Source organism: Ralstonia pickettii, from assembly GCF_016466415.2.
Lineage (GTDB): Bacteria > Pseudomonadota > Gammaproteobacteria > Burkholderiales > Burkholderiaceae > Ralstonia > Ralstonia pickettii.
In genome coordinates, this window is sequence record NZ_CP066771.1 from 106419 (window position 1) to 125900 (window position 19482).

15 protein-coding genes and 1 pseudogene are annotated in these 19482 nt (G+C 65.7%); 5 read left to right on the forward strand and 11 right to left on the reverse strand.

Features of this window, described 5'->3' with window-relative positions; genetic code table 11:
• Window positions 1-76 precede the first annotated feature (76 nt).
• The 3 genes from RP6297_RS00465 to RP6297_RS00475 form a co-directional block, all read right to left on the reverse strand.
• The gene (locus RP6297_RS00465; RefSeq protein WP_037027883.1) at window positions 77-433 is read right to left on the reverse strand and encodes a DUF427 domain-containing protein; all 357 of its coding nucleotides are present in this window, start codon (window positions 431-433) and stop codon (window positions 77-79) included.
• Window positions 434-512: 79 nt separating this feature from the next.
• A complete protein-coding gene (locus tag RP6297_RS00470; RefSeq protein ID WP_037027886.1) occupies window positions 513-1715 on the reverse strand; it encodes an ammonium transporter in 1203 nt (400 codons plus the stop codon).
• Window positions 1716-1974: 259 nt separating this feature from the next.
• Window positions 1975-3000, reverse strand: a complete 1026-nt coding sequence (locus RP6297_RS00475; protein WP_037027888.1) for a hypothetical protein — start codon at window positions 2998-3000, stop codon at window positions 1975-1977.
• Window positions 3001-3342: 342 nt separating this feature from the next.
• On the opposite strand from RP6297_RS00475, the gene icmF reads away from it, so the two are divergent.
• The 4 genes from icmF (at window position 3343) to RP6297_RS00495 (ending at window position 10497) form a co-directional block, all read left to right on the forward strand.
• On the forward strand, window positions 3343-6630 hold the full coding sequence (icmF, locus tag RP6297_RS00480) for a fused isobutyryl-CoA mutase/GTPase IcmF (RefSeq protein ID WP_037027890.1): 3288 nt from the start codon (window positions 3343-3345) through the stop codon (window positions 6628-6630).
• Window positions 6631-7210: 580 nt separating this feature from the next.
• A complete protein-coding gene (locus RP6297_RS00485; protein ID WP_009239574.1) occupies window positions 7211-8356 on the forward strand; it encodes an IS481 family transposase in 1146 nt (381 codons plus the stop codon).
• Between the two features lie 268 nt (window positions 8357-8624).
• Window positions 8625-9479, forward strand: coding sequence for a 3-hydroxybutyryl-CoA dehydrogenase (locus RP6297_RS00490; RefSeq protein WP_009239280.1), 855 nt, complete (start codon window positions 8625-8627; stop codon window positions 9477-9479).
• 160 nt (window positions 9480-9639) lie between these two features.
• Complete coding sequence (locus RP6297_RS00495) at window positions 9640-10497, forward strand: PhzF family phenazine biosynthesis protein (protein ID WP_012760926.1); 858 nt, start codon at window positions 9640-9642, stop codon at window positions 10495-10497.
• A gap of 8 nt (window positions 10498-10505) precedes the next feature.
• On the opposite strand, the gene RP6297_RS00500 is transcribed toward RP6297_RS00495, so the two are convergent.
• From RP6297_RS00500 to RP6297_RS00520, 5 genes and pseudogenes are all read right to left on the reverse strand, one after another.
• The gene (locus RP6297_RS00500; RefSeq protein WP_037027709.1) at window positions 10506-11054 is read right to left on the reverse strand and encodes a GNAT family N-acetyltransferase; all 549 of its coding nucleotides are present in this window, start codon (window positions 11052-11054) and stop codon (window positions 10506-10508) included.
• Window positions 11054-11182: pseudogene (locus tag RP6297_RS00505) on the reverse strand (helix-turn-helix domain-containing protein); the annotation flags it as partial. The gene RP6297_RS00500 and the pseudogene RP6297_RS00505, both read right to left, overlap by 1 nt.
• Window positions 11183-11324: 142 nt before the next feature.
• Entirely contained in the window at window positions 11325-12800 is a 1476-nt protein-coding gene (locus RP6297_RS00510; protein WP_037027713.1) for a DUF1254 domain-containing protein, read from the reverse strand.
• A 211-nt stretch (window positions 12801-13011) separates the two neighbouring features.
• Window positions 13012-13995, reverse strand: coding sequence for an NAD(P)H-dependent flavin oxidoreductase (locus RP6297_RS00515; RefSeq protein WP_037027715.1), 984 nt, complete (start codon window positions 13993-13995; stop codon window positions 13012-13014).
• Between the two features lie 100 nt (window positions 13996-14095).
• Window positions 14096-14644: a type 1 glutamine amidotransferase domain-containing protein gene (locus RP6297_RS00520; RefSeq protein WP_012760933.1), complete on the reverse strand. Its 549-nt coding sequence runs from the start codon at window positions 14642-14644 to the stop codon at window positions 14096-14098.
• A gap of 136 nt (window positions 14645-14780) precedes the next feature.
• Here RP6297_RS00520 and RP6297_RS00525 point away from each other — a divergent pair, with 136 nt between their 5' ends.
• A complete protein-coding gene (locus RP6297_RS00525) occupies window positions 14781-15707 on the forward strand; it encodes an alpha/beta fold hydrolase (protein ID WP_037027717.1) in 927 nt (308 codons plus the stop codon).
• A gap of 29 nt (window positions 15708-15736) precedes the next feature.
• Here RP6297_RS00525 and RP6297_RS00530 read toward each other — a convergent pair whose 3' ends face one another.
• Genes RP6297_RS00530 through RP6297_RS00540 form a run of 3 tightly spaced genes read right to left on the reverse strand, consistent with a single transcriptional unit; the run spans window position 15737 to window position 19442 of the window.
• Window positions 15737-16420 (reverse strand): Fe2+-dependent dioxygenase, encoded by a 684-nt coding sequence (locus RP6297_RS00530; protein ID WP_037027719.1) that lies wholly within the window; start codon window positions 16418-16420, stop codon window positions 15737-15739.
• Window positions 16411-17163 (reverse strand): tetratricopeptide repeat protein, encoded by a 753-nt coding sequence (locus RP6297_RS00535; RefSeq protein ID WP_037027720.1) that lies wholly within the window; start codon window positions 17161-17163, stop codon window positions 16411-16413. The genes RP6297_RS00530 and RP6297_RS00535 overlap by 10 nt, the downstream gene beginning before the upstream one ends.
• Window positions 17163-19442, reverse strand: coding sequence for a TonB-dependent receptor (locus RP6297_RS00540; protein WP_037027723.1), 2280 nt, complete (start codon window positions 19440-19442; stop codon window positions 17163-17165). The genes RP6297_RS00535 and RP6297_RS00540 overlap by 1 nt, the downstream gene beginning before the upstream one ends.
• Window positions 19443-19482: the final 40 nt, after the last annotated feature.

Genomic DNA, 19482 nt, shown 5'->3' on the forward strand with positions numbered 1-19482 from the left:
GAGGATCCGTGAGAAGAGGAACAGGCGCATCGTGCGCTGCTTGCATGACAGCGGCATGTCAGCCGCGCCTGCGTCCTCATTCCTCCTGGATCGTCACCTTGTTGGGATAGAACGCCAGATAGCCGGCCACCTCGCGCGCCACGGGCTTGGGCTGTTCGTACGTCCAGACGGCGTTGTCGGCGCGCACATCGCCGGCCACGATCGTGTAGTACGACGCATCGCCCTTGTACGGGCAATGGGTGTGATGCTGCGTGCGCTCCAGCAGGTTCATCTGCACATCGTCGCGCGGGATGTACTGCACCGGCGGGTACGACGCCTCGCGCAGCGTGCGCGCCAGATGCGTGTTGGCAATGGTGAAACCATTGAGCGTTACGGTCACGCGGCGCGGGTTGGACTCGACGGTGATGGGGTGATTCGGATCAATATCGGACATGCGGCACTCCTGCAGTTGAGCGAGGGAAGACGCTGTCACTGTAGCAAGCGCCGCGCGCGCCTTCTGTCGCCGTCCCTGCTTACCAGTGCGTTTCCGATTCCGGCGTGGACGAGACGCGGTGAATCGCCAGGTCGGCGCCCATGAATTCGGCCTCGCGGTCCAACCGCAGCCCCACGAGCTTGCGCAGCGTGCCGTACACCACCGTGCCGCCAATCAGCGCAATGGCAATGCCGCCGGCCGTGCCCGCCAGTTGCGCCCAGAACGACACGCCGCCCAGGCCGCCCAGCGCCTTCAGGCCGAAGATGCCGGCCGCGATGCCGCCCCACGCGCCGCACAGGCCATGCAGCGGCCACACGCCGAGGACGTCGTCGATGCGCCAGACGTTCTGCACGCGCGTGAACATCCAGACAAACAGCACGCCCGCGATGCCGCCGACGGCAAGCGCCCCCAGCGGGTGCATCACGTCGGAGCCGGCGCACACGGCCACCAGGCCGGCCAGCGGCCCGTTGTACGAGAAGCCCGGGTCGTTCTTGCCCATCCACCACGCGGTGAGCGTGCCGCCCACCATGGCCATCAGCGAATTGATGGCGACCAAGCCGCTCATCTTGTCGAGCGTCTGCGCGCTCATCACGTTGAAGCCGAACCAGCCCACCGCCAGCACCCAGGCGCCGGCGGCCAGGAACGGGATGTTGGACGGCGGATGCGCGGCGATGCGGCCGTCGTCCTTGTAGCGGCCGTGGCGGGCGCCCAGCAGCAACACCGCCGGCAGCGCGATCCAGCCGCCCACTGCGTGCACGACCACCGAGCCCGCGAAGTCGTGGAACTCCGCGCCCGTCACGCTCTGCAGCCAGTGCTGGATGCCGAAGCGCTCGTTCCAGGCGATGCCTTCAAAAAACGGGTAGACGAAACCGACCAGCACGAAGGTCGCCGCCAGTTGCGGCTCGAAGCGCGAACGCTCGGCAATGCCGCCCGAGATGATGGCCGGGATGGCCGCCGCAAACGTCAGCAGGAAGAAGAACTTCACCAGCTCGTAGCCGTTCTGCTGGGCGAGCACATCGGCGCCGGTAAAGAAGTTGACGCCGTACGCGACTGAATAGCCGATGAAGAAGTACGCGATGGTCGACACGGCAAAGTCGACCAGGATCTTGACCAGTGCGTTGACCTGGTTCTTCTTGCGGACGGTGCCCAGCTCAAGGAACGCGAAGCCGGCATGCATGGCCAGCACCATGATCGCGCCCAGCAGGATGAAGAGCGCGTCGCCCCCGGTTTTGATGGAGTTCATTGCGGTTGTCGTGCGGGTTGAAGGTCAGCGCCATCCGGGTGCAGGGTTTGCCCACAAATGACGCAAAAAGCGCCGACAGATGCAAAAGTTGTTCCAGCGGTGTGCAAAAAGGTGATATGGCGCACCATGGTCGTGCGCGGGAGGTCGTTGCCCGGCAGCGCGACGGCCGTGGCCCGAAATCGGTGCGTTCGTGCTTTGAATTGGTGCATTTGGCGCTGCACGTGCGCTTTGATGGTGCGTTGCGCCGTTCTGACAGGCGCTACGGCTTGGCGCCGGACACGCTGAACGACGCGGCCACGGCGTCCCACAATGGTTCGTACCGCAAGCGCACGGCGCTGGCCTGCTCGGGCGATGTGGCCAGAGACTGCATGTGCAGCATCAGCAGCGCGCCGTCGGTCGGCACCATGAAGACGCGGCCGACCAGCGTGTTGCCAGGGGCGCGCGGGATATTCGGCCCGGGCGATTCGCCGATGTAGCTGGCCCACACGCCGATGCGCCCGCCCAACGATTGCGTACCCCAGCCGAGCAGTCGGCAGGGGGCGGCCACGGCTTGCTTCACGGCATCGCGCATCCAGCGCGGTTCGCGGCTGTCGGGCACGGTTTCGGGGTCGCCTTCGGTGGGGCGCACGATGAGCTCAATGCGCGACAGCCCAGAGCCGCCCTGATTGGCCCATGCGCCGATCGCCACCCGTGCCGGGTCGGGCTTGCGCGGCGCCGTGGGCGGCACGCGTTCCCACGAGAACGGCAGCCGCAGGGCGAGGCTCGCGCCGCGCGCATTCGGCCAGTCAGACAGGGTCGCGGCCTGGGTAAAGCGGCTGCCCAGCTCATCGGCGGGGCGGTCGTCGTAGACCACCGCCAGCAGGGTCTGCAGCGTGGCGCGGTCCTGGCTTCCCTGCGCACGCGCAACCACGCGTTCGGCCAGCGAGTGGGCGGTCTCGGCCGTCTGGGTGGCAACGCCCACGCTGGGCTGGTGGAGGTCCAGCGCGCGCTCGATCAGCAGTTGGCGCTCGTCGTCGGATAGCGGAATGCCGGCGATCAGGCGGCGCGTGCGCGCCAGCGCTTGCGGGAAGGTGTTGTCGAACTGGGTACGGGCGCGGATCAGCTCTTCACGCTGGCCGGGAAAGCGCTGGATGGCGCGGTCGAGCGCCTGCGACTGCACGGTCAGGAAGCCAAGCACGCTGATCAGCCCCGGAATGGCGCCGGGCGTGTAGTCCCACGCCAGGGCGTGACCGGACCACGCCAGCAAGGCGGTCAGACACCAGCGCATCGTTGCGCGGCTTGGCATTGGAAGTTCCCCCTATGGCCGGACCCGTTTCCGACCAGAACGCGACTGTAACGATTTGTTTCGATTGTGTGCAAGCTGGGTGTTGCACCGAGATCGGACCGTTCAGGCCGTCCAATTTGCGCAAATGGCTCGGGCAGTCTGCGCCCCTATTTAAGGGAATGGCGCGCATCTCACCGTGAACCCGCAAGGGTAGGCGGGCGAAAAAGTCAGAGCCCGTGCGGCCCGTTGACGAGTGCGTCAAGCCCGAAAATACTGTCTGTTCGACCCGCTGACCGGCACGCTTCGCCTTGTGTGTCGCACAACACATCCAACGCCGGCGCCCCACTTATAGAAGGTGGAGACATGACCGATCTTTCCGCCGCCCGCGCGGCCGATCCCACGCCTGCCAGCGAACCTGGGCTCGCGCGCAACAAGGTGCGCTTCGTGACGGCCGCTTCGTTGTTCGATGGGCATGACGCGTCGATCAATATCATGCGGCGCATCCTGCAGTCGATGGGCTGCGAGGTGATCCACCTCGGGCACAACCGCTCGGTGGACGAGGTGGTGAACGCGGCGCTGCAGGAAGACGTGCAGGGCATTGCCGTGTCCAGCTACCAGGGTGGCCACGTCGAATACTTCAAGTACATGATCGACGCGCTGCGCGCACGCGGCGGCGAGCACATCCAGGTGTTCGGCGGCGGGGGCGGCGTGATCGTCCCGGCGGAGATCCGCGAACTGCAGGACTACGGCGTCGCGCGCATCTACAGCCCAGAAGACGGCCAGCGCATGGGCCTGGCCGGCATGATTGCCGACATGGTGCAGCGCTGCGACATCGATCTTTCCGTCTATGCGCCCACCACGCTGGAGCCCGTCGCCAACGGCGACCGCCGCGCCCTGGCGCAATTCATCACCGCATTGGAGTCGGGCCGGATCGATCCGGCATTGCGCGACGCCGTACGCGCGGCTGCAGCAGCCACGCCGACGCCGGTGCTCGGCATCACGGGCACGGGCGGCGCGGGCAAGTCGTCGCTGACCGATGAGTTGATCCGCCGCTTCCGGCTCGACCAGCAGGACACGCTGCGCATCGCCGTCATCTCGATCGATCCGTCGCGGCGCAAGTCGGGCGGCGCCCTGCTGGGTGACCGCATTCGCATGAACGCGATCAATCATCCGAACATCTTCGTGCGTTCGCTGGCCACGCGCGAGGCCAGCCGCGAAATTTCCGACGCGCTGCCTGACGTGATCGCAGCATGCCGCGCCGCCGGATTCGATTTCATCATCGTGGAGACCTCGGGCATCGGGCAGGGCGATGCGGCCATCGTGCCGCATGTCGATCTGTCGCTGTATGTGATGACGCCCGAGTTTGGCGCCGCCAGCCAGCTGGAGAAGATCGACATGCTCGACTTTGCCGATCTGGTGGCGATCAACAAGTTCGACCGCAAGGGCGCGCAGGACGCCTGGCGCGACGTCGCCAAGCAGGTGCAGCGCAACCGCGAGCAATGGCATGCCCGCCCCGAAGATATGCCGGTGTTCGGCACGCAGGCCTCGCACTTCAACGACGACGGCGTGACGGCGCTGTATCACGCGCTGGCCGATCGACTGAGCGAGCGCGGCATGGCGCTGGCCGAGCGCACGCTGCCACGCACGGCCGGCAAATGCTCCACCAGCCACGACGCCATCGTGCCGCCGGCGCGCGTGCGCTACCTGGCGGAGCTGGCCGATACCGTGCGCGGCTACCATCGCCGCGTCGACGCGCAAAGCCGCCTCGCGCGCGAGCGCCAGCAGTTGCGTGCCAGCCACCGCATGCTGGAGCAGGCCGGCGCCACCGTGCAGACGCTGTCCGCGCTCGACAAGCAGGCGGCCGAGCGCGACGCGCAGCTCGGCGCCGCCGAGCGCAAGCTGCTCGCCATGTGGCCTGACCTGCGCCGCGCGTATTCCGGCGACGAATACGTCGTCAAGATTCGCGACAAGGAAATCCGTACGCAGCTCACGCACACCACGCTCTCCGGCACCACCATCCGCAAGGTCGTACTGCCGCCGTATGAAGACGACGGTGAAGTGCTGCGCTGGCTGATGCGCGAGAACGTGCCGGGCAGCTTTCCGTACACCGCCGGCGTGTTCGCCTTCAAGCGCGAGAATGAAGACCCGACGCGCATGTTCGCAGGCGAGGGGGATGCCTTCCGCACCAACCGCCGCTTCAAGCTTGTCTCGGAAGGCATGGCCGCCAAGCGGCTGTCGACCGCATTCGACTCCGTCACGCTCTACGGCGAAGACCCGGCGCTGCGCCCCGACATCTACGGCAAGGTCGGCAACTCGGGCGTGTCGATCGCCACGCTCGACGACATGGAAGTGCTCTACGACGGTTTTGACCTGACCAGCCCCGCCACGTCGGTGTCCATGACGATCAACGGCCCCGCGCCGACGATCCTGGCGATGTTCATGAACACCGCCATCGACCAGAACCTGGCCAGGTTCCGTTCGGACAACCGGCGAGAGCCGACGCAGGACGAGGAAGCGAAGATTCGCGCGTGGGTGCTGCAGAACGTGCGCGGCACGGTGCAGGCCGACATCCTCAAGGAAGACCAGGGGCAGAACACCTGCATCTTTTCGACCGAGTTTTCGCTCAAGGTGATGGGCGATATCCAGGAATATTTCGTGCACCACCAGGTGCGCAATTTCTACTCGGTGTCGATCTCGGGTTACCACATTGCCGAGGCGGGCGCCAACCCGATCTCGCAACTCGCATTCACGCTCGCCAACGGTTTCACGTATGTGGAGGCGTACCTCGCGCGCGGCATGCACATCGACGATTTCGCGCCCAACCTGTCGTTCTTCTTCTCCAACGGCATGGACCCGGAGTACAGCGTGCTCGGCCGGGTCGCGCGTCGCATCTGGGCGGTGACGCTGCGCGACAAGTACGGCGCGAATGAGCGCAGCCAGAAGCTGAAGTACCACGTGCAGACCTCGGGCCGATCCCTGCACGCGCAGGAGATCGCCTTCAACGATATCCGCACGACGCTGCAGGCGCTGATCGCCATCTACGACAACTGCAACAGCCTGCACACGAATGCCTACGACGAGGCCATCACCACCCCGACGGCCGAATCCGTGCGGCGCGCCCTGGCCATCCAGCTCATCATCAATCGCGAGTGGGGCCTGGCCAAGTGTGAGAACCCGAACCAGGGCAGCTTCGTCATCGATGAACTGACGGACCTCGTGGAAGAAGCCGTGCTGCGGGAGTTCGAGCGCATTGCCGAGCGCGGCGGTGTGTTGGGGGCGATGGAAACCGGCTACCAGCGCGGCAGGATCCAGGAAGAGTCGATGCTGTATGAGCAGCGCAAGCACGATGGCTCGTTGCCGATCATCGGTGTGAATACGTTTCGCAACCCCGACGCCGAGAGCGTGGTGCCGCCGCACATTGAACTGGCGCGCTCCAGCGAGGAAGAAAAGCAGAGCCAACTCGCGCGGCTGCAGGATTTTCATGCTCGGTATGCCGGGGAAGCCCCGGCCATGCTGCAGCGCCTGCAGCGCGCGGTGATTGACGATCAGAACGTGTTTGCGGTGCTGATGGACGCGGTGCAGGTTTGCTCGCTGGGGCAGATCACGCATGCGTTGTTTGAGGTGGGGGGGCAGTATCGGCGGAATATGTAGGGGTTTTTGGTTTTCGGTTTTTGGTTTTTTGTTTGTGGTGCATCCCTTGTTTCATCCCCTGCCGGGGCTGACTCACTTTCTTTGGTCTTGCCCAAAGAAAGTAAGCAAAGAAATGCGCGCCCGAGATGGCGAAAGATTCCTTGAATTTATGTCGCAGGGAGGGGAAGGGAAAAACTCGCTGCGCTCAGACAGTTTCCCTTCCTTTTTCCTCCCTGCAACAGAAATTCAAGGCGCCATCTAGGGCAGGAAAGTCAAAGGACAACCGCCACACCCTCTCGGCACTCACCAGAACGACAAGGCCAACCGCGCGACGGGTTGGCCTTTTTCTTTTGACGTTGAGCCCTTGATGGCGCCTTGAATTTTTGTGAGCGGGCGGAAAAAAGAGGGAGGCCTGTCTGAGCGCAGCGAGTTTGCCTCCTTCCCCGCACGGTCACACAAATTCAAGGGGAAGTCGCCATCTCGGGCGCGCCTTTCTTTTGCTTCTTTTCTTTGGCAAGATGTATGGACCGGGGACATAGGTGACAGGTGTGCGAGGACATGGTTGACACTTTGAGCGGCACATTCGCTCGGAGGTCAGGCCATGCCCTGGAGCACACGAGACACCATGAGCCTTCGTCAGGAATTCGTTCTATTGGCCCGGCAGGAAGGCTGTAACCGGCGCGAGCTGTGTCGGCGGTTCGGCATCAGCCCGCAAACCGGCTACAAGTGGCTGGCTCGTTACGTTGAGTCGGGGGACGCCGGACTGGCTGACCGGACGCGCCGTCCCTCGCACAGCCCGATGCGTACCGAGGCCGAGCTTGAACAGGCCGTCATCGCGTTACGCCAGCAGCATCCTGCGTGGGGCGGGCGCAAGATCAGCCGCCGCTTGGCCGACTTGGGCTGGAGTGATGTACCGGCGCCCAGCACCGTGACCTCCATCCTGCATCGGTATGGGTTGATTGCACCCGAAGCCTCAGACGCCTCCACGCCCTGGCAGCGCTTTGAGCACGCTGAACCGAACCAACTCTGGCAGATGGATTTCAAGGGCGGGTTCGCGTTGGCCGACGGCCAGCGCTGCTCGCCGCTGACCGTGATCGACGATCACTCCCGCTTCAACCTGGTGCTGGCGGCCTGCACGCAGACGCAGAGCGCGGTCGTGCAGCGTCACTTGCGCCAGGCCTTCGAGCGCTATGGGCTGCCGCTGCGCATCAACGCCGATAACGGCGCACCTTGGGGCAGTCCCACCCGGCCGGGGCAACTCACGGGCCTGGGCGTCTGGCTCATCCGCCTCGGTGTGCGCCTGAGCTACAGCCGCCCCGCCCACCCGCAGACCAACGGCAAGGACGAGCGCTTCCACCGCACGCTCAAGGCCGAGGCCCTGGCCGGGCGCTACTTCGCCTCTTGCGACGCGGTCCAGCACGCGCTGGATGCTTGGCGCACCGTCTATAACTGCGAGCGCCCGCACCAGGCCATCGACCTGGCCACGCCCATCACACGCTACCGGCCCAGCCCGCGACCGTATCCGTCTACGTTGGCACCGATCGAGTACAGCCCGCAGGACATCGTCCTCAACGTCGGATGGAATGGGGAGCTACGCTTCAGGAGTTGGCGCTTCAAGCTCTCCAATGCCCTGCACGGCTTGCCGGTGGCATTGCGCCCCGACCCTAAACACAGGGATCAATTCGATCTGTACTTCGTTCACCAACACCTTGGCCGTATCGATCTGAACCTGCCCGATGACTGCTGACATGTGTCAACCATGTCCTCGCACACCTGTCACCTATGTCCCCGGTCCATACAGCAAGACAAAGAAGAGTGAGTCGTGCCCGGCAGGGTACGAAACAGGGATGATTCACACCCGCCCGGCGGGGTGGCGCGACGCTGGTGATCATACGGCGATCCGGTGGAATGTGACCCGAGCGTCAGCCAGGCTTTTCTGCCCGTCGCTGCGTCGTTTATCCTCTGCAATCTGTTTCATCCCATCTTTCATTCCAACACCAAGCGAGGAGCAGTTCATGGCAATTCAAGTCGTCGGCATCGTCGGTGCCGGAACAATGGGCAACGGCATTGCGCAAGCGTGCGCCGTGGTCGGGCTGGATGTGGTGATGGTGGACATCAGCGATGCCGCCGTGCAGAAGGGCATTGCCACCGTGGCCGGCAGCCTGGACCGCCTCATCAAGAAAGAAAAGCTGACGGAAGCCGACAAGGCCGCCGCGCTCGCCCGCATTCAGGGCTCCACGTCGTATGACGACCTCAAGCGCGCCGACCTCGTCATCGAGGCCGCCACCGAGAACTTCGACCTGAAGGTGAAGATCCTCAAGCAGCTCGAGGCTGCCGCTGCACCGCATGCCATCGTCGCATCGAACACGTCGTCCATCTCGATCACCAAGCTGGCCGCGGTGCTGCAAGACGCCAGCCGCTTCATCGGCATGCACTTCTTCAACCCCGTGCCGATGATGGCGCTGGTGGAAGTCATCCGCGGCCTGCAGACGAGCGATGCGACGCACGCGGCGGTCGAAGCGCTGGCCAAGCAGCTCGGCAAGACGCCCATCACGGTCAAGAACAGCCCGGGCTTTGTCGTCAACCGGATCCTGTGCCCGATGATCAACGAGGCGTTCTGCGTGCTGGGTGAAGGCTTGGCCTCGCCCGAGGAAATCGACGAAGGCATGAAGCTCGGCTGCAACCACCCGATCGGGCCGCTTGCGCTGGCCGACATGATCGGCCTGGACACCATGCTGGCCGTGATGGAAGTCCTGTACACCGAATTCGGCGATCCGAAATACCGCCCCGCCATGCTGATGCGCGAAATGGTGGCCGCCGGCTACCTGGGCCGCAAGACCGGCCGCGGCGTGTACGACTATCGCAAGTGAGTTAGGCGCGGTCCTTCACGGCGTTTGTGCTGTCCGCCAACTGTCAGGCTGGATTCGCGCAAACTGTCTGCAAGTGTGCATGGAGACGGTGTGGTGGTGCGTTGATGATGACGCATCGCCACACCGTTTTTTTTTCTTCCCCAACACTTCGGACGCCACCATGTCGCGCTACGCCTTCCGCCTGCTCAACGTCTTTGCCGAATCCACTTTTGGCGGCAACCAGCTCGCCGTGTTTGAAGACGGCCGCGGCCTGGACGACGCCACCATGCAAGCCATCGGACGCCAGTTCAACCTGTCCGAAATCACCTTCATCTTTCCCGACGAGGCCGATGGCGCCACGGCGCGTTTCCGCATCTTCACGCCCGATTACGAGATGCCGTTTGCCGGCCACCCGTCGCTGGGGACCGCGCAGGTGGTGCGCGAGCTGTATGGCCCCGGCAATGAACTGACGCTGCGTTGCCAGTCGGGCATCGTGTCGCTGACGGCGCAGGACGAGGGATGGTCGCTCGTGCCGCCGCGTTCGGGCGCGTTGAATACGCGCGAAGCCGATCCGGGCATTGCCAAGATGCTGGGGCTGGACGCCGATGCGCTGGCGGGTCCGCCGCTGTGGATTGACGCGGGCATCGAGCAACTGATGGTGCCGGTCAAGACGCGCGCCGATGTGGAGCGTGCCCGGCCCGACCCCTCAGCCTTCGACGCGTGGCCGCGCAGCCGCAATGATGGGCGCAATGCCTACGTCTTCACCATGCCCGCGCCCGGCAGCGACGGCCCGGTGGTCTCGCGCTTCTTCTTCGAATACGGTGCCGGCCTCTGGGAAGACCCCGGCACCGGCTCGGCGTGCGCCAACCTGGGCGGCTGGCTGCGCGCAACGGGCCATGCCTTGCCGGCAACCTACCGCATCGAGCAGGGCGCAGCAGTGGGGCGCCCCTGCCACCTCACGCTGCGCGTGGATGCCGACGGCACGATCCACGTCGGCGGCCGCGTGATCGAAATCGGCCGCGGCACGTTGACGATTTGATCGGTTGACTAGGCGGCGCTGGCAGACGGTGAGAGCTGCTTGCAGAAGAACGTCGTCCCGCAGAACGCTCCGTCGGGCATCAGCGCGTAGTTGGGCACCACGCCGACGCGTTGCCAGCCGGCGCGCGCATATAGCCGCTCGGCATCGCCGCCTGTCACCGTGTCGAGCACGAGTACCGTCTTGCGCTCGGCGCGTGCCTCATCTTCGATGGCGGCGATCAACCGCTGCGCTACACCCTGACGGCGCGCGCGGCGATGCACGAGCATCTTCGCGACGTCCGCACGGTGCGGCTGGTTTTCCGGCTGCGCCAGCACCAACTGCACCGTGCCCAGGATGTCGCCCGCCGCGTCTTCGGCAATCAGCAGGGCGCGCTCACCGCGCGTCACGCCTTCGGCCACATTGCGCCAGAACGCCTGCGCCTTGTCGCGAGACAACGGCGACATGAAGCTGACGGAAGCGCCACCCTCTACGCAATCGATGAGCACATCGGCCAATGCATCGACGCACGCGCTTGCTTCGTTGGCGCCCACGCGGCGGATGGTCAGGGTATCGATCATCAGGGCCTCCAGGGGGCGGCGGATACGGTGGTCAGTGCGACGAGGTAACGGGCCGGCCGCCGCGTGGGGTTGTGATAGACGATCAGGCAGTCCAGCCGCATGGTCAGGCAATCGCCTGCATTGAGGCGCCTGGGTCTTGCCTTGCGACCATCGCGTTGACGAGGCTGGAGAACGCCCCGGTCGCATTCCGCGGCCTGCTCGAAGGACGAACCTTCGGCAAGCGCGTGGTGCGCGTGGCCGAGGCTTGATCGCGCAATTGGGGGCGACGGACTATGGGGTCGCGGCGTCGCGGCGCTGTACGGCGGGCGGCAGCCACGAAGCGTCGAGCGCCGCTTCCTTCGGCCACGTCAGTTGCAGGCGCAGGAGGAACGGGCCGGTGGGCGGCGGCAGCCAGTTGTTGCGCATGCCTTTGGGCGGCGCACGCTGGATCAGGATGTCGAGCGAGCCGTCGCGGTTCAGGCGCGGGTGGTCGGCCTCGCTCAGCATGTTGCGCAGGCCCGGGCGCTCCGCTGTGCTGCGCGGTTGCCCGCCAGGAGATAAAGCGGCGATGGCCCAGCCGGCGTTCTCGGGCGGGAGCTGGTTGCGCTCGAAGTGCAATACGTAGCGGTGCGTGCTGTCCAGCGCAATGCCGTTGGTGTCGGTTTTGGCGGTGGCAATGAGCATGTCCTGCGGCAGGTCGGTGCCGCCGCCGTTCCAAGCGACGATGGCGCGCTGCGCATAGTCCAGCCCATAGGCGCCGACCATGCGCGGGATGAACCAGCCGTTTTGCGTGATGGGCGGCTGCTTCACGGCCAGCGAGAGGGTTTCCCGCGCTGCCGCCACCCCGCCATCCATCACCTTCAGATTGGCGGCGCTCACTGCCTTGGCGTCGAATGGCGCGCCGGGCACGATGCCCAGATCACGCAGCGATTGCAGCATGGTCGAATCTGCGGCGTGCGGTGGATTGTCCTTTAGCAGCTCGGCAAAGCGCGTGAAGTAACTGTTTGCATCGAGCGCGGTGACGCGTCGTCGCGCCGCCTCCATGCTGACGTCGAGGTCTGTGGCCTTGTCCGTGTTCAGCTTGGTTTCGGCTTCGGTGCCGCGCAGGGAGCCTTTGCCGAAGGCATCCAGCGGGGTGATGCGATAGCGGTCCTGCACGCGGCGCGCGCCGGCCAGGTCGCGCGGGCCGGCGACTTGCGTGCGAGCGACCACCCACACGAGATTGGTCGGCGCAGCAATCTGCTTGACGCCGGCCGGCAGCGTGCCTTCCCAGCCAGGCGGCGTGAGGGCGTAGTGCGCGGCCCGCGGCCCCGTGGTGCGATTGCCGAGCGACTCGAACACATCGCTCCACGCGTCGTGCAGCGCCACCCAGATGTGGCGGCGCCCGGCCTCGGGCAGGCTCAGGACGACCGGGCCGTTACGCAAATCGACGAAGGCGCTGCTGGCGAGCACGTCTACCCTGGCGCGCACGCCGGTCGGCAGGGTTTCGTCTTCCAGCGTGCGCTGATGCATGAACGTGCCGGCGGGCGCCAGCGCGGACGTGGTTTGCAGCAGCGCGTCGGTCATCATCAACGGAAACGCGTAGACGTAAGCCGAGCGCACGAGCGCTTCGTTCGGCTGCGGCAGACGTTGTTCGATGGGAGCCGTGGTTGCGGTGTTCTGGGTAGAGCAACCGGCCAGGCCCAGGGTGATCGCCCAGGCCACCACGCTCAGCGCCACGGCGGCCAGCTGGGTAAGCGGGCGCGCGGGCGCAGGGCAGTGCGTCATCTTGTTCTCCTTTTGTCGTCGGTGCGCGCAACAGGAAAGCAGACGCCTGTCGGTCATCCCCCCAAAGGATGCTTGCGCACACGGTTGCGCGGTGGCCAATCCATCGTCCCACGCGTCTCGTGTCTTTAGTCTTTGGAATGTAGAAGCGCCGCCAGCGCAAGTCAATTGAAGTGCGGCGGGGCATGCACGCATGGCTCGGCGCAGGTCGCTTCTAGAGGCGCAGGTGCAGCGCAAGACGCAACTTTGCCGCATCGTACTCGGCCTTCATGCGCGCCACGATTTCGGCGGCGGGCGGCAGATCGGCAATCTGACCCACGCCCTGGCCGGCACCCCAGATGTCTTTCCAGGCCTTGGCGCGCGAGCTGCCGTCGCCAAAGTTCATCTTCGATTTGTCGGCCTCGGGCAAGGCGGCGGGGTCCAGGCCCGCCAGTTCGATGCTCTCGCGGATGTAGTTGCCGTGCACACCCGTAAAAAGGTTGGTGTAGACGATGTCCGACGCGGCCGCGCGCAGGATGGCCTGCTTGTAGCTTTCGGCGGCGTGGGCCTCCTGGCTGGCGATGAAGCGTGTGCCGATGTAGGCCAAGTCGGCGCCCATGGCCTGCGCGGCCAGGATGGCATCGCCCGTGGCAATGGCGCCCGACAGCGCGATCGGCCCGTCAAAGATGCGCCGTACCTCGCCCACCAGCGCAAACGGCGACAGCGTGCCGGCATGCCCGCCCGCCCCAGCAGCCACCAGGATCAGGCCGTCGACGCCGGCTTCCAGTGCCTTTTCGGCATGGCGCAGGTTGATCACATCGTGCAGCACGATGCCGCCGTAGCTGTGCACGGCATCGAGGATCTCCTTGACGGGCGCGCGCAGCGAGGTGATGAAGATCGGCACCTTGTGCTTGACGCAGGTGGCCACGTCCTGCTCCAGCCGCGCATTCGAGTGGTGAACGATTTGATTGACGGCGATGGGACCTACCACCTCCTGCGGATGCGCGGTGCGGTACGTCGCCAGTTCCTCGTTCATCCGCGTGAGCCAGTCGTCCAGCACCTCGGCCGGGCGCGCATTGAGCGCCGGAAATGCCCCCACGATGCCGGCCTTGCATTGCGCCAACACCAGCTCCGGATAGCTGACGATGAACATCGGTGAACCGATGACGGGCAGCGTCAGGTGCTGCAGCGCGGGCGGAAGATGCTTGGCGGCGGGCATGACGTCTCCTGGTTTGGCGAACCGGCACGACAGGGCAGAGCCTGTCGTTCGATTATAGGAACGATCCCGCACGCCGCCGTGCGCGGTCACGCCGCAGGGCTCAGACGTGAGCGTGCTGCGCCAGCAGTTCGATGAAGGTACGGTTGAAGGCAGGCAGGTCGTCGGGTTTGCGGCTGCTGACCCAGTTGCGGTCGGTCACCACTTCACGGTCTACCCACGTGCCGCCGGCATTGCGGATGTCGTCCTGCAGCGTCGGCCAGCTTGTCAGCGTGCGGCCCCGCACCAGTCCGGCAGACACCATCAGCCACGGCCCGTGGCAGATCACGGCGATGGGCTTCTGCGCATCCTCGAACGCTTTCACGAATGCCTGTGCGGCGGGCACGACGCGCAGCGCATCGGCATTGAAGACCCCGCCTGGAAGTACCAGGCCATCGAAGTCTTCTGCCTTGGCCTGGTCCAACGTCAGGTCCACTTTGAACGTATCGCCCTTGTCGGCGTGGTGCAGGCCCGTCACGCTGGGGCCTTTCGGCGCAATGATGCTGACCGTGGCACCGGCGCCTTCCAGCGCCTGCCGGGGGCTGGCCAGTTCGGCCTGCTCGAACAGGTCGTCGACGAGGATGGCGATGCGCAAGTCATGCAATTGGGTCATGGTGAACTCCTAATCAGGGACATCGAAAGAAGAGAGCGGCAGCGGACGGTTCCGCAACGCACGTGCCCGCTCTGCGCTAGCATGCGGAGCATTCGCCACGCATCACTTCAACCACGATCGATCACCGGAGACTTGCATGACCACGCCGCTTTCCATCGATGCCGCCACCGCTGCCGCAGATGCTGCGCTGTTTCCGGGCTTCCGTCCGTTTCGCCAGGTGGCCAACGGGGTGGAAATTGCGGGGGTGATTGGCGGCAGCGGTCCGCCGCTGCTATTGCTGCACGGCCATCCGCAAAGCCATGTGATCTGGCACAAGGTCGCGCAGGAACTGGCGCACGACTACACCGTCGTGGCGACCGATCTGCGCGGCTATGGCGCCTCGTCCAAACCGGCCGGCAGCGCCCGGCACGCGGAATACAGCAAGCGCACCATGGCGCAGGACCAGGTGGAGGTGATGCGCGCACTCGGCTTTGGCCGCTTCCGGCTGTGCGCGCATGATCGCGGGGCGCGTGTGGCGCATCGGCTATGTGTCGATCATCCCCTCCACGTGGAGCGCGCCATGCTGCTCGACATCGCCCCCACGCTGGCGATGTACGAGCACACCGACATGGCGTTTGCGTCCGCCTACTGGCATTGGTTCTTCCTGATCCAGCCGTCGCCGTTTCCTGAAACGCTCATCAACGCCACGCCCGATTTCTATGTCGGCAAGTTGATGGGCCTGCGCCACGCAGGGCTCGAACCGTTCGCCCCGGAAGCGATGGCGACCTACGCCGCCGCCATGCGCGAACCCGCCTGCGTGCACGCCATGTGCGAGGACTACCGCGCCGCCGCCACCATCGACCTCGAACATGATCGCGCCGACCGCGACGCAGGCAAGCGCGTGAGCGTGCCGCTGCGTGTGCTGTGGGGCGAGCATGGCGTGATCCAACGCTGCTTCAAGCCGTTGGAGTTGTGGAAAGCGGTGGCGGACGACGTGAGCGGCGGCACGGTGCCATGCGGGCATTACGTGCCGGAGGAGGCGCCGGAGGCGTTGCTCGAGGAGATGCGCGCGTACTTTGCCTGAGGCGGCTTGAGGTGGCTTGAAGTGGCCGCCTACGCTTCAGCCCATTCGCGCAGCAGGTTGTGATACGTCCCTGTCAGCGCAATGACGGACGGGTCGTCCTGCCCCAGCAGCCCCATCAGCCGCTGCAGTTCCGTATCCATCTGGAACAGCAGCGTGCGATGCGCGTCGCTGCGCACCATGCTCTGCAGCCAGAAGAACGAGCACACGCGCGCACCGCGCGTCACCGGTGTCACGCGGTGCAGGCTGCTGCTGGGGTAGAGCACCATGTCGCCCGCCGCAAGTTTGGCGCGGTGTTCGCCAAAGGTATCGTCGATGACGAGTTCGCCGCCGTCGTAGTCTTCGGGCTCGGTCAGGAACAGCGTGCAGGAGAGGTCGCTGCGGATGCGGAAAGCGGTGCCGCGCAGATGGCGCACGGCGTTGTCGACGTGGTTGCCGAAGGTCTGGCCGCCCGCGTAGCGGTTGAACAGCGGCGGAAACACCTTGAGCGGCAACGCAGCGGAAAAGAACAGCGTATTGGCGGACAGCGCATCCTGGATGAGGGAGCCGGCCTCGCGCGCAGCCGGCGAGCCCTCGGGCAGCTGCATGTTGTGCTTCACCTGGCCCGACTGCGCGCCGGCCGTGACCTTGCCGTCCACCCACTCAGCGGCGTCGATGGTGGCGCGGCACTGCGCGACCTGTTCCTTCGTGAGGACGGCGGGAATCTTCAGCAACATGGCGATGGGGTGTTCAGCACGCAGGCCAGCGCACGCAGACGCGCATCGGGATGGCCAGCGAGAAAGTCATGCGCCTTCGCGAGGAAGGCGGGTGTGGCTGTGCGTGGCACCGCGCGCATCCAGGCGAGCGCGTCGTCTGCGCGGTTGGCGAGTGCGAGCAGGCGCGCAGCGTTGAACTGGCCGCGGAAGTCTCCGCCCTCTGCGGCACGCACATAGCAGCGCAGAGCCATCGCCGTGTCGGCCTCGACCTCCCAGCCGTCTTCATAGAAGCCGCCCAGCACGTTGATCGACTTGGCGTGCCCTTGCGCGGCCGCGGCCTGGAAGAGTGCAAACGCGCGGGCGCGGTCCGCCGGGATGCCGCGCCCGAGTTGCAACTGCGTCGCGTAGTTGTACTGACCCCAGTCGAGCCCGGCATCGGCGGCGCGGGCGTACCAGTGCGTGGCGGTCTTGTCGCAGGCGGGCGCGCCCCAGCCGTGCTCATAGCAGCGGCCCAGCATGTTGGCGGCCATCGGGTGGCCCGACAGCGCGGCCGTCTTGAACCAGAACAACGCTTCGGCCGGGTTGCGTTCAACACCGCGGCCATCGAGCAGCCATTGGCCGAAGACGGCCTGCGCTTCCGCGTGCCCGCGCCGGGCGGCTGCCGCCAGCCAGCGCGCGGCGCGGTCGGCGGGGCCGGTCAGCACGCCGTGGATGGCATCGATCACCGCAGGATCGGCTGCGGCGGTTGCAGCGTCGGCCGGCATCAGTAGCGAATGCCCAGCGTCAGGATGGCCGTGCGGCCAGGTGCGAGCGATGCGTAATGCGATGCATACGCCTGATTGAAGTACACCTTGTCGAACACGTTCTGCACATTCAGCTGCAGCGTGGTGTGCTTGTCGACGCGGTAGGCTGCCATGGCGTCAAAGCGCCAGTAGGCCGGCACCCACTTCGGGTTGGCGGGGTTGGCGCTGCCCCACACCTTCGAGACGTAATACGCGCCGCCGCCGAGCGTGAGCTTCGGCATCGGCTGATAGGTCGTCCACAGGCTGAAGCTGTTCTTTGGCGTGTTGGGGAAGGCCGTTCCGTTGGTGCCGCCAAAGGCTGCGCCTGCGCCGCCGTTGTTGCGCAGTTCGCTCTTCAGATACGTGTAGCCCCCGAACACCTGCCAGCGGTTGGTCAGCGCGCCCGACCAACCCAGCTCGAAGCCGTCGACGCGCTTGTTGCCAGCCATGGCAGCGGTGCCGTCCTGCAGCACGATGCGTGCATTCGTCGTTTCAACGCGGAAGATGGCGGCAGTCAGCGCAAGCTTGCTGTCCAGGACGTTCCACTTGGTGCCGAGTTCGTAGGCGCGGTTCTTTTCCGGAGCGAGCACGTCCCCGCGATTGCCGGAGCGGTCAGGCGTGAGCGCGCTGGTATCGGCACCTTGGCCGGCCACCGAGCCCGACGGCGTCGACGATGTGCCGTACGCGAGATAAATGCTGCCGTTCTGCGCCGGCTTGAACACGATGCCGAGCTGATAGTTCAGCAGGTTGTCGTCGCGCGAGAAGGTCGACCGCACGCCCTGCGCATTCGCCGACGTGGTGGCCGATGCCGAATAGCGGTCGAAGCGCAGGCCGCCGTTGACTTGCCACCGCGGCGACAGTTCGACCGTGTCGAATACGTAGGCCGATTGGGTGCGCACCGTCGTCTCCGCCGGATTGTTGCTCAGCTTGATGCTGCCGGCCCACGGATCGTTCGGGTTGGGGTTGAGCAGGTCTGCGCAGTTGTAGCCCCCCGCCGCGCCGATGCCGTTGGGGCAGCGGTTGCTGCCGGTGGCCACGTTGTAGGTGTCGTTGCTGCTGCGCTCGCGCGAGAACTCCAGGCCCGCCGCGTAGCTGTGCTTGAGGCCGCCGGTGATGAACTTGCCGGTCGCTTCCGTCTGGTTGGCGACGGTGTTGGCCACCGAATAGCGTGAATTGGCGCGGCGCCAGACCATGCCGTAGTAGATGTTGCCCTGGCTGTCGTCGGGCTGCGTCCAGATCGTGTCTTGGCTCGTGCGGGCAATGCGCATGGTGTTGCGCAGCTTCAGCGCGCTCGACACATCGTGCTCCAGCGTGAAGGTGCCCATGTCGACGCGGTCGCGGCGGAAGTCGCGCGACAGGCCGTAGTAGACGTTGCGGTCGACATTCACGGGCGCGCCGTCACCCGGGCCGAACAGCTGCGGGCGGCCGTCGGTGCGCCGGTTGAACGTGCCGTTGTTGTACGGAATGCCGGTGTCGGGCGTGTCGTTCGATTGCAGGTGGTAGTACGACAGCGTGGCGCGCGTGGGTGTGCCGAGCCCAAAGGCGATGGACGGCGCAATGCCCCAGCGGCTGAAGCTCGTCACGTCACGGCCGGCAACGGCGGCGTCGTGGGCCATCGCGTTCAGGCGGAACGCGGCGCGCTCGCCGATCTGGTAGTTGCCGTCGGCCGTGGCCCGCTTGTACGCGGCATTGCCGACCGACAGCGTGCCCTCGGTGAAGTGCTCAAGCTTCGGCGTCTTGGTCACGATGTTCACCGCCCCGCCTGCCGCCCCGCGGCCTTCATACGCGCCAGACGGCCCCTTGATGACTTCCACCGATTCCACGTTGAACATCTCGCGCGATTGCGCACCGATGTCGCGCAGCCCGTCCAGAAAGGTGCTGGCCTGCGCGTCGTAGCCGCGGATGAACGGACGATCCCCCACCGGATTGCCGCCTTCGCCAGCGCCAAACGCGATGCCCGGCACCGTGCGCAGGGCCTCGGTGAGCGTGACTGAGCCGGTGCCCTGCAATACCTCAGCGGGGATCACCGTGACGGACTTGGGCGTATCGAGCAGCGGCGCGGTGAATTTGCCGCCCGAGGCCGCATCCGCCTTGAAGCCGTTGGTGCCGGTCACGGTCTGCTCGGGCAGGGTGGCGGATACGGCGTCTTTCTTCGTGTCGGCCAGTGCCGGCGCCGAAACCACGGCGAAGCTCATCGCCCCGGTCAGATAACCCACCACCGAATGTTCGGTGCGCTTGCGTTCGATCTGTGCTGCGGACATGAGGTGGTGACACTCCCCTGAAAGTTTTCGTCACATGTTT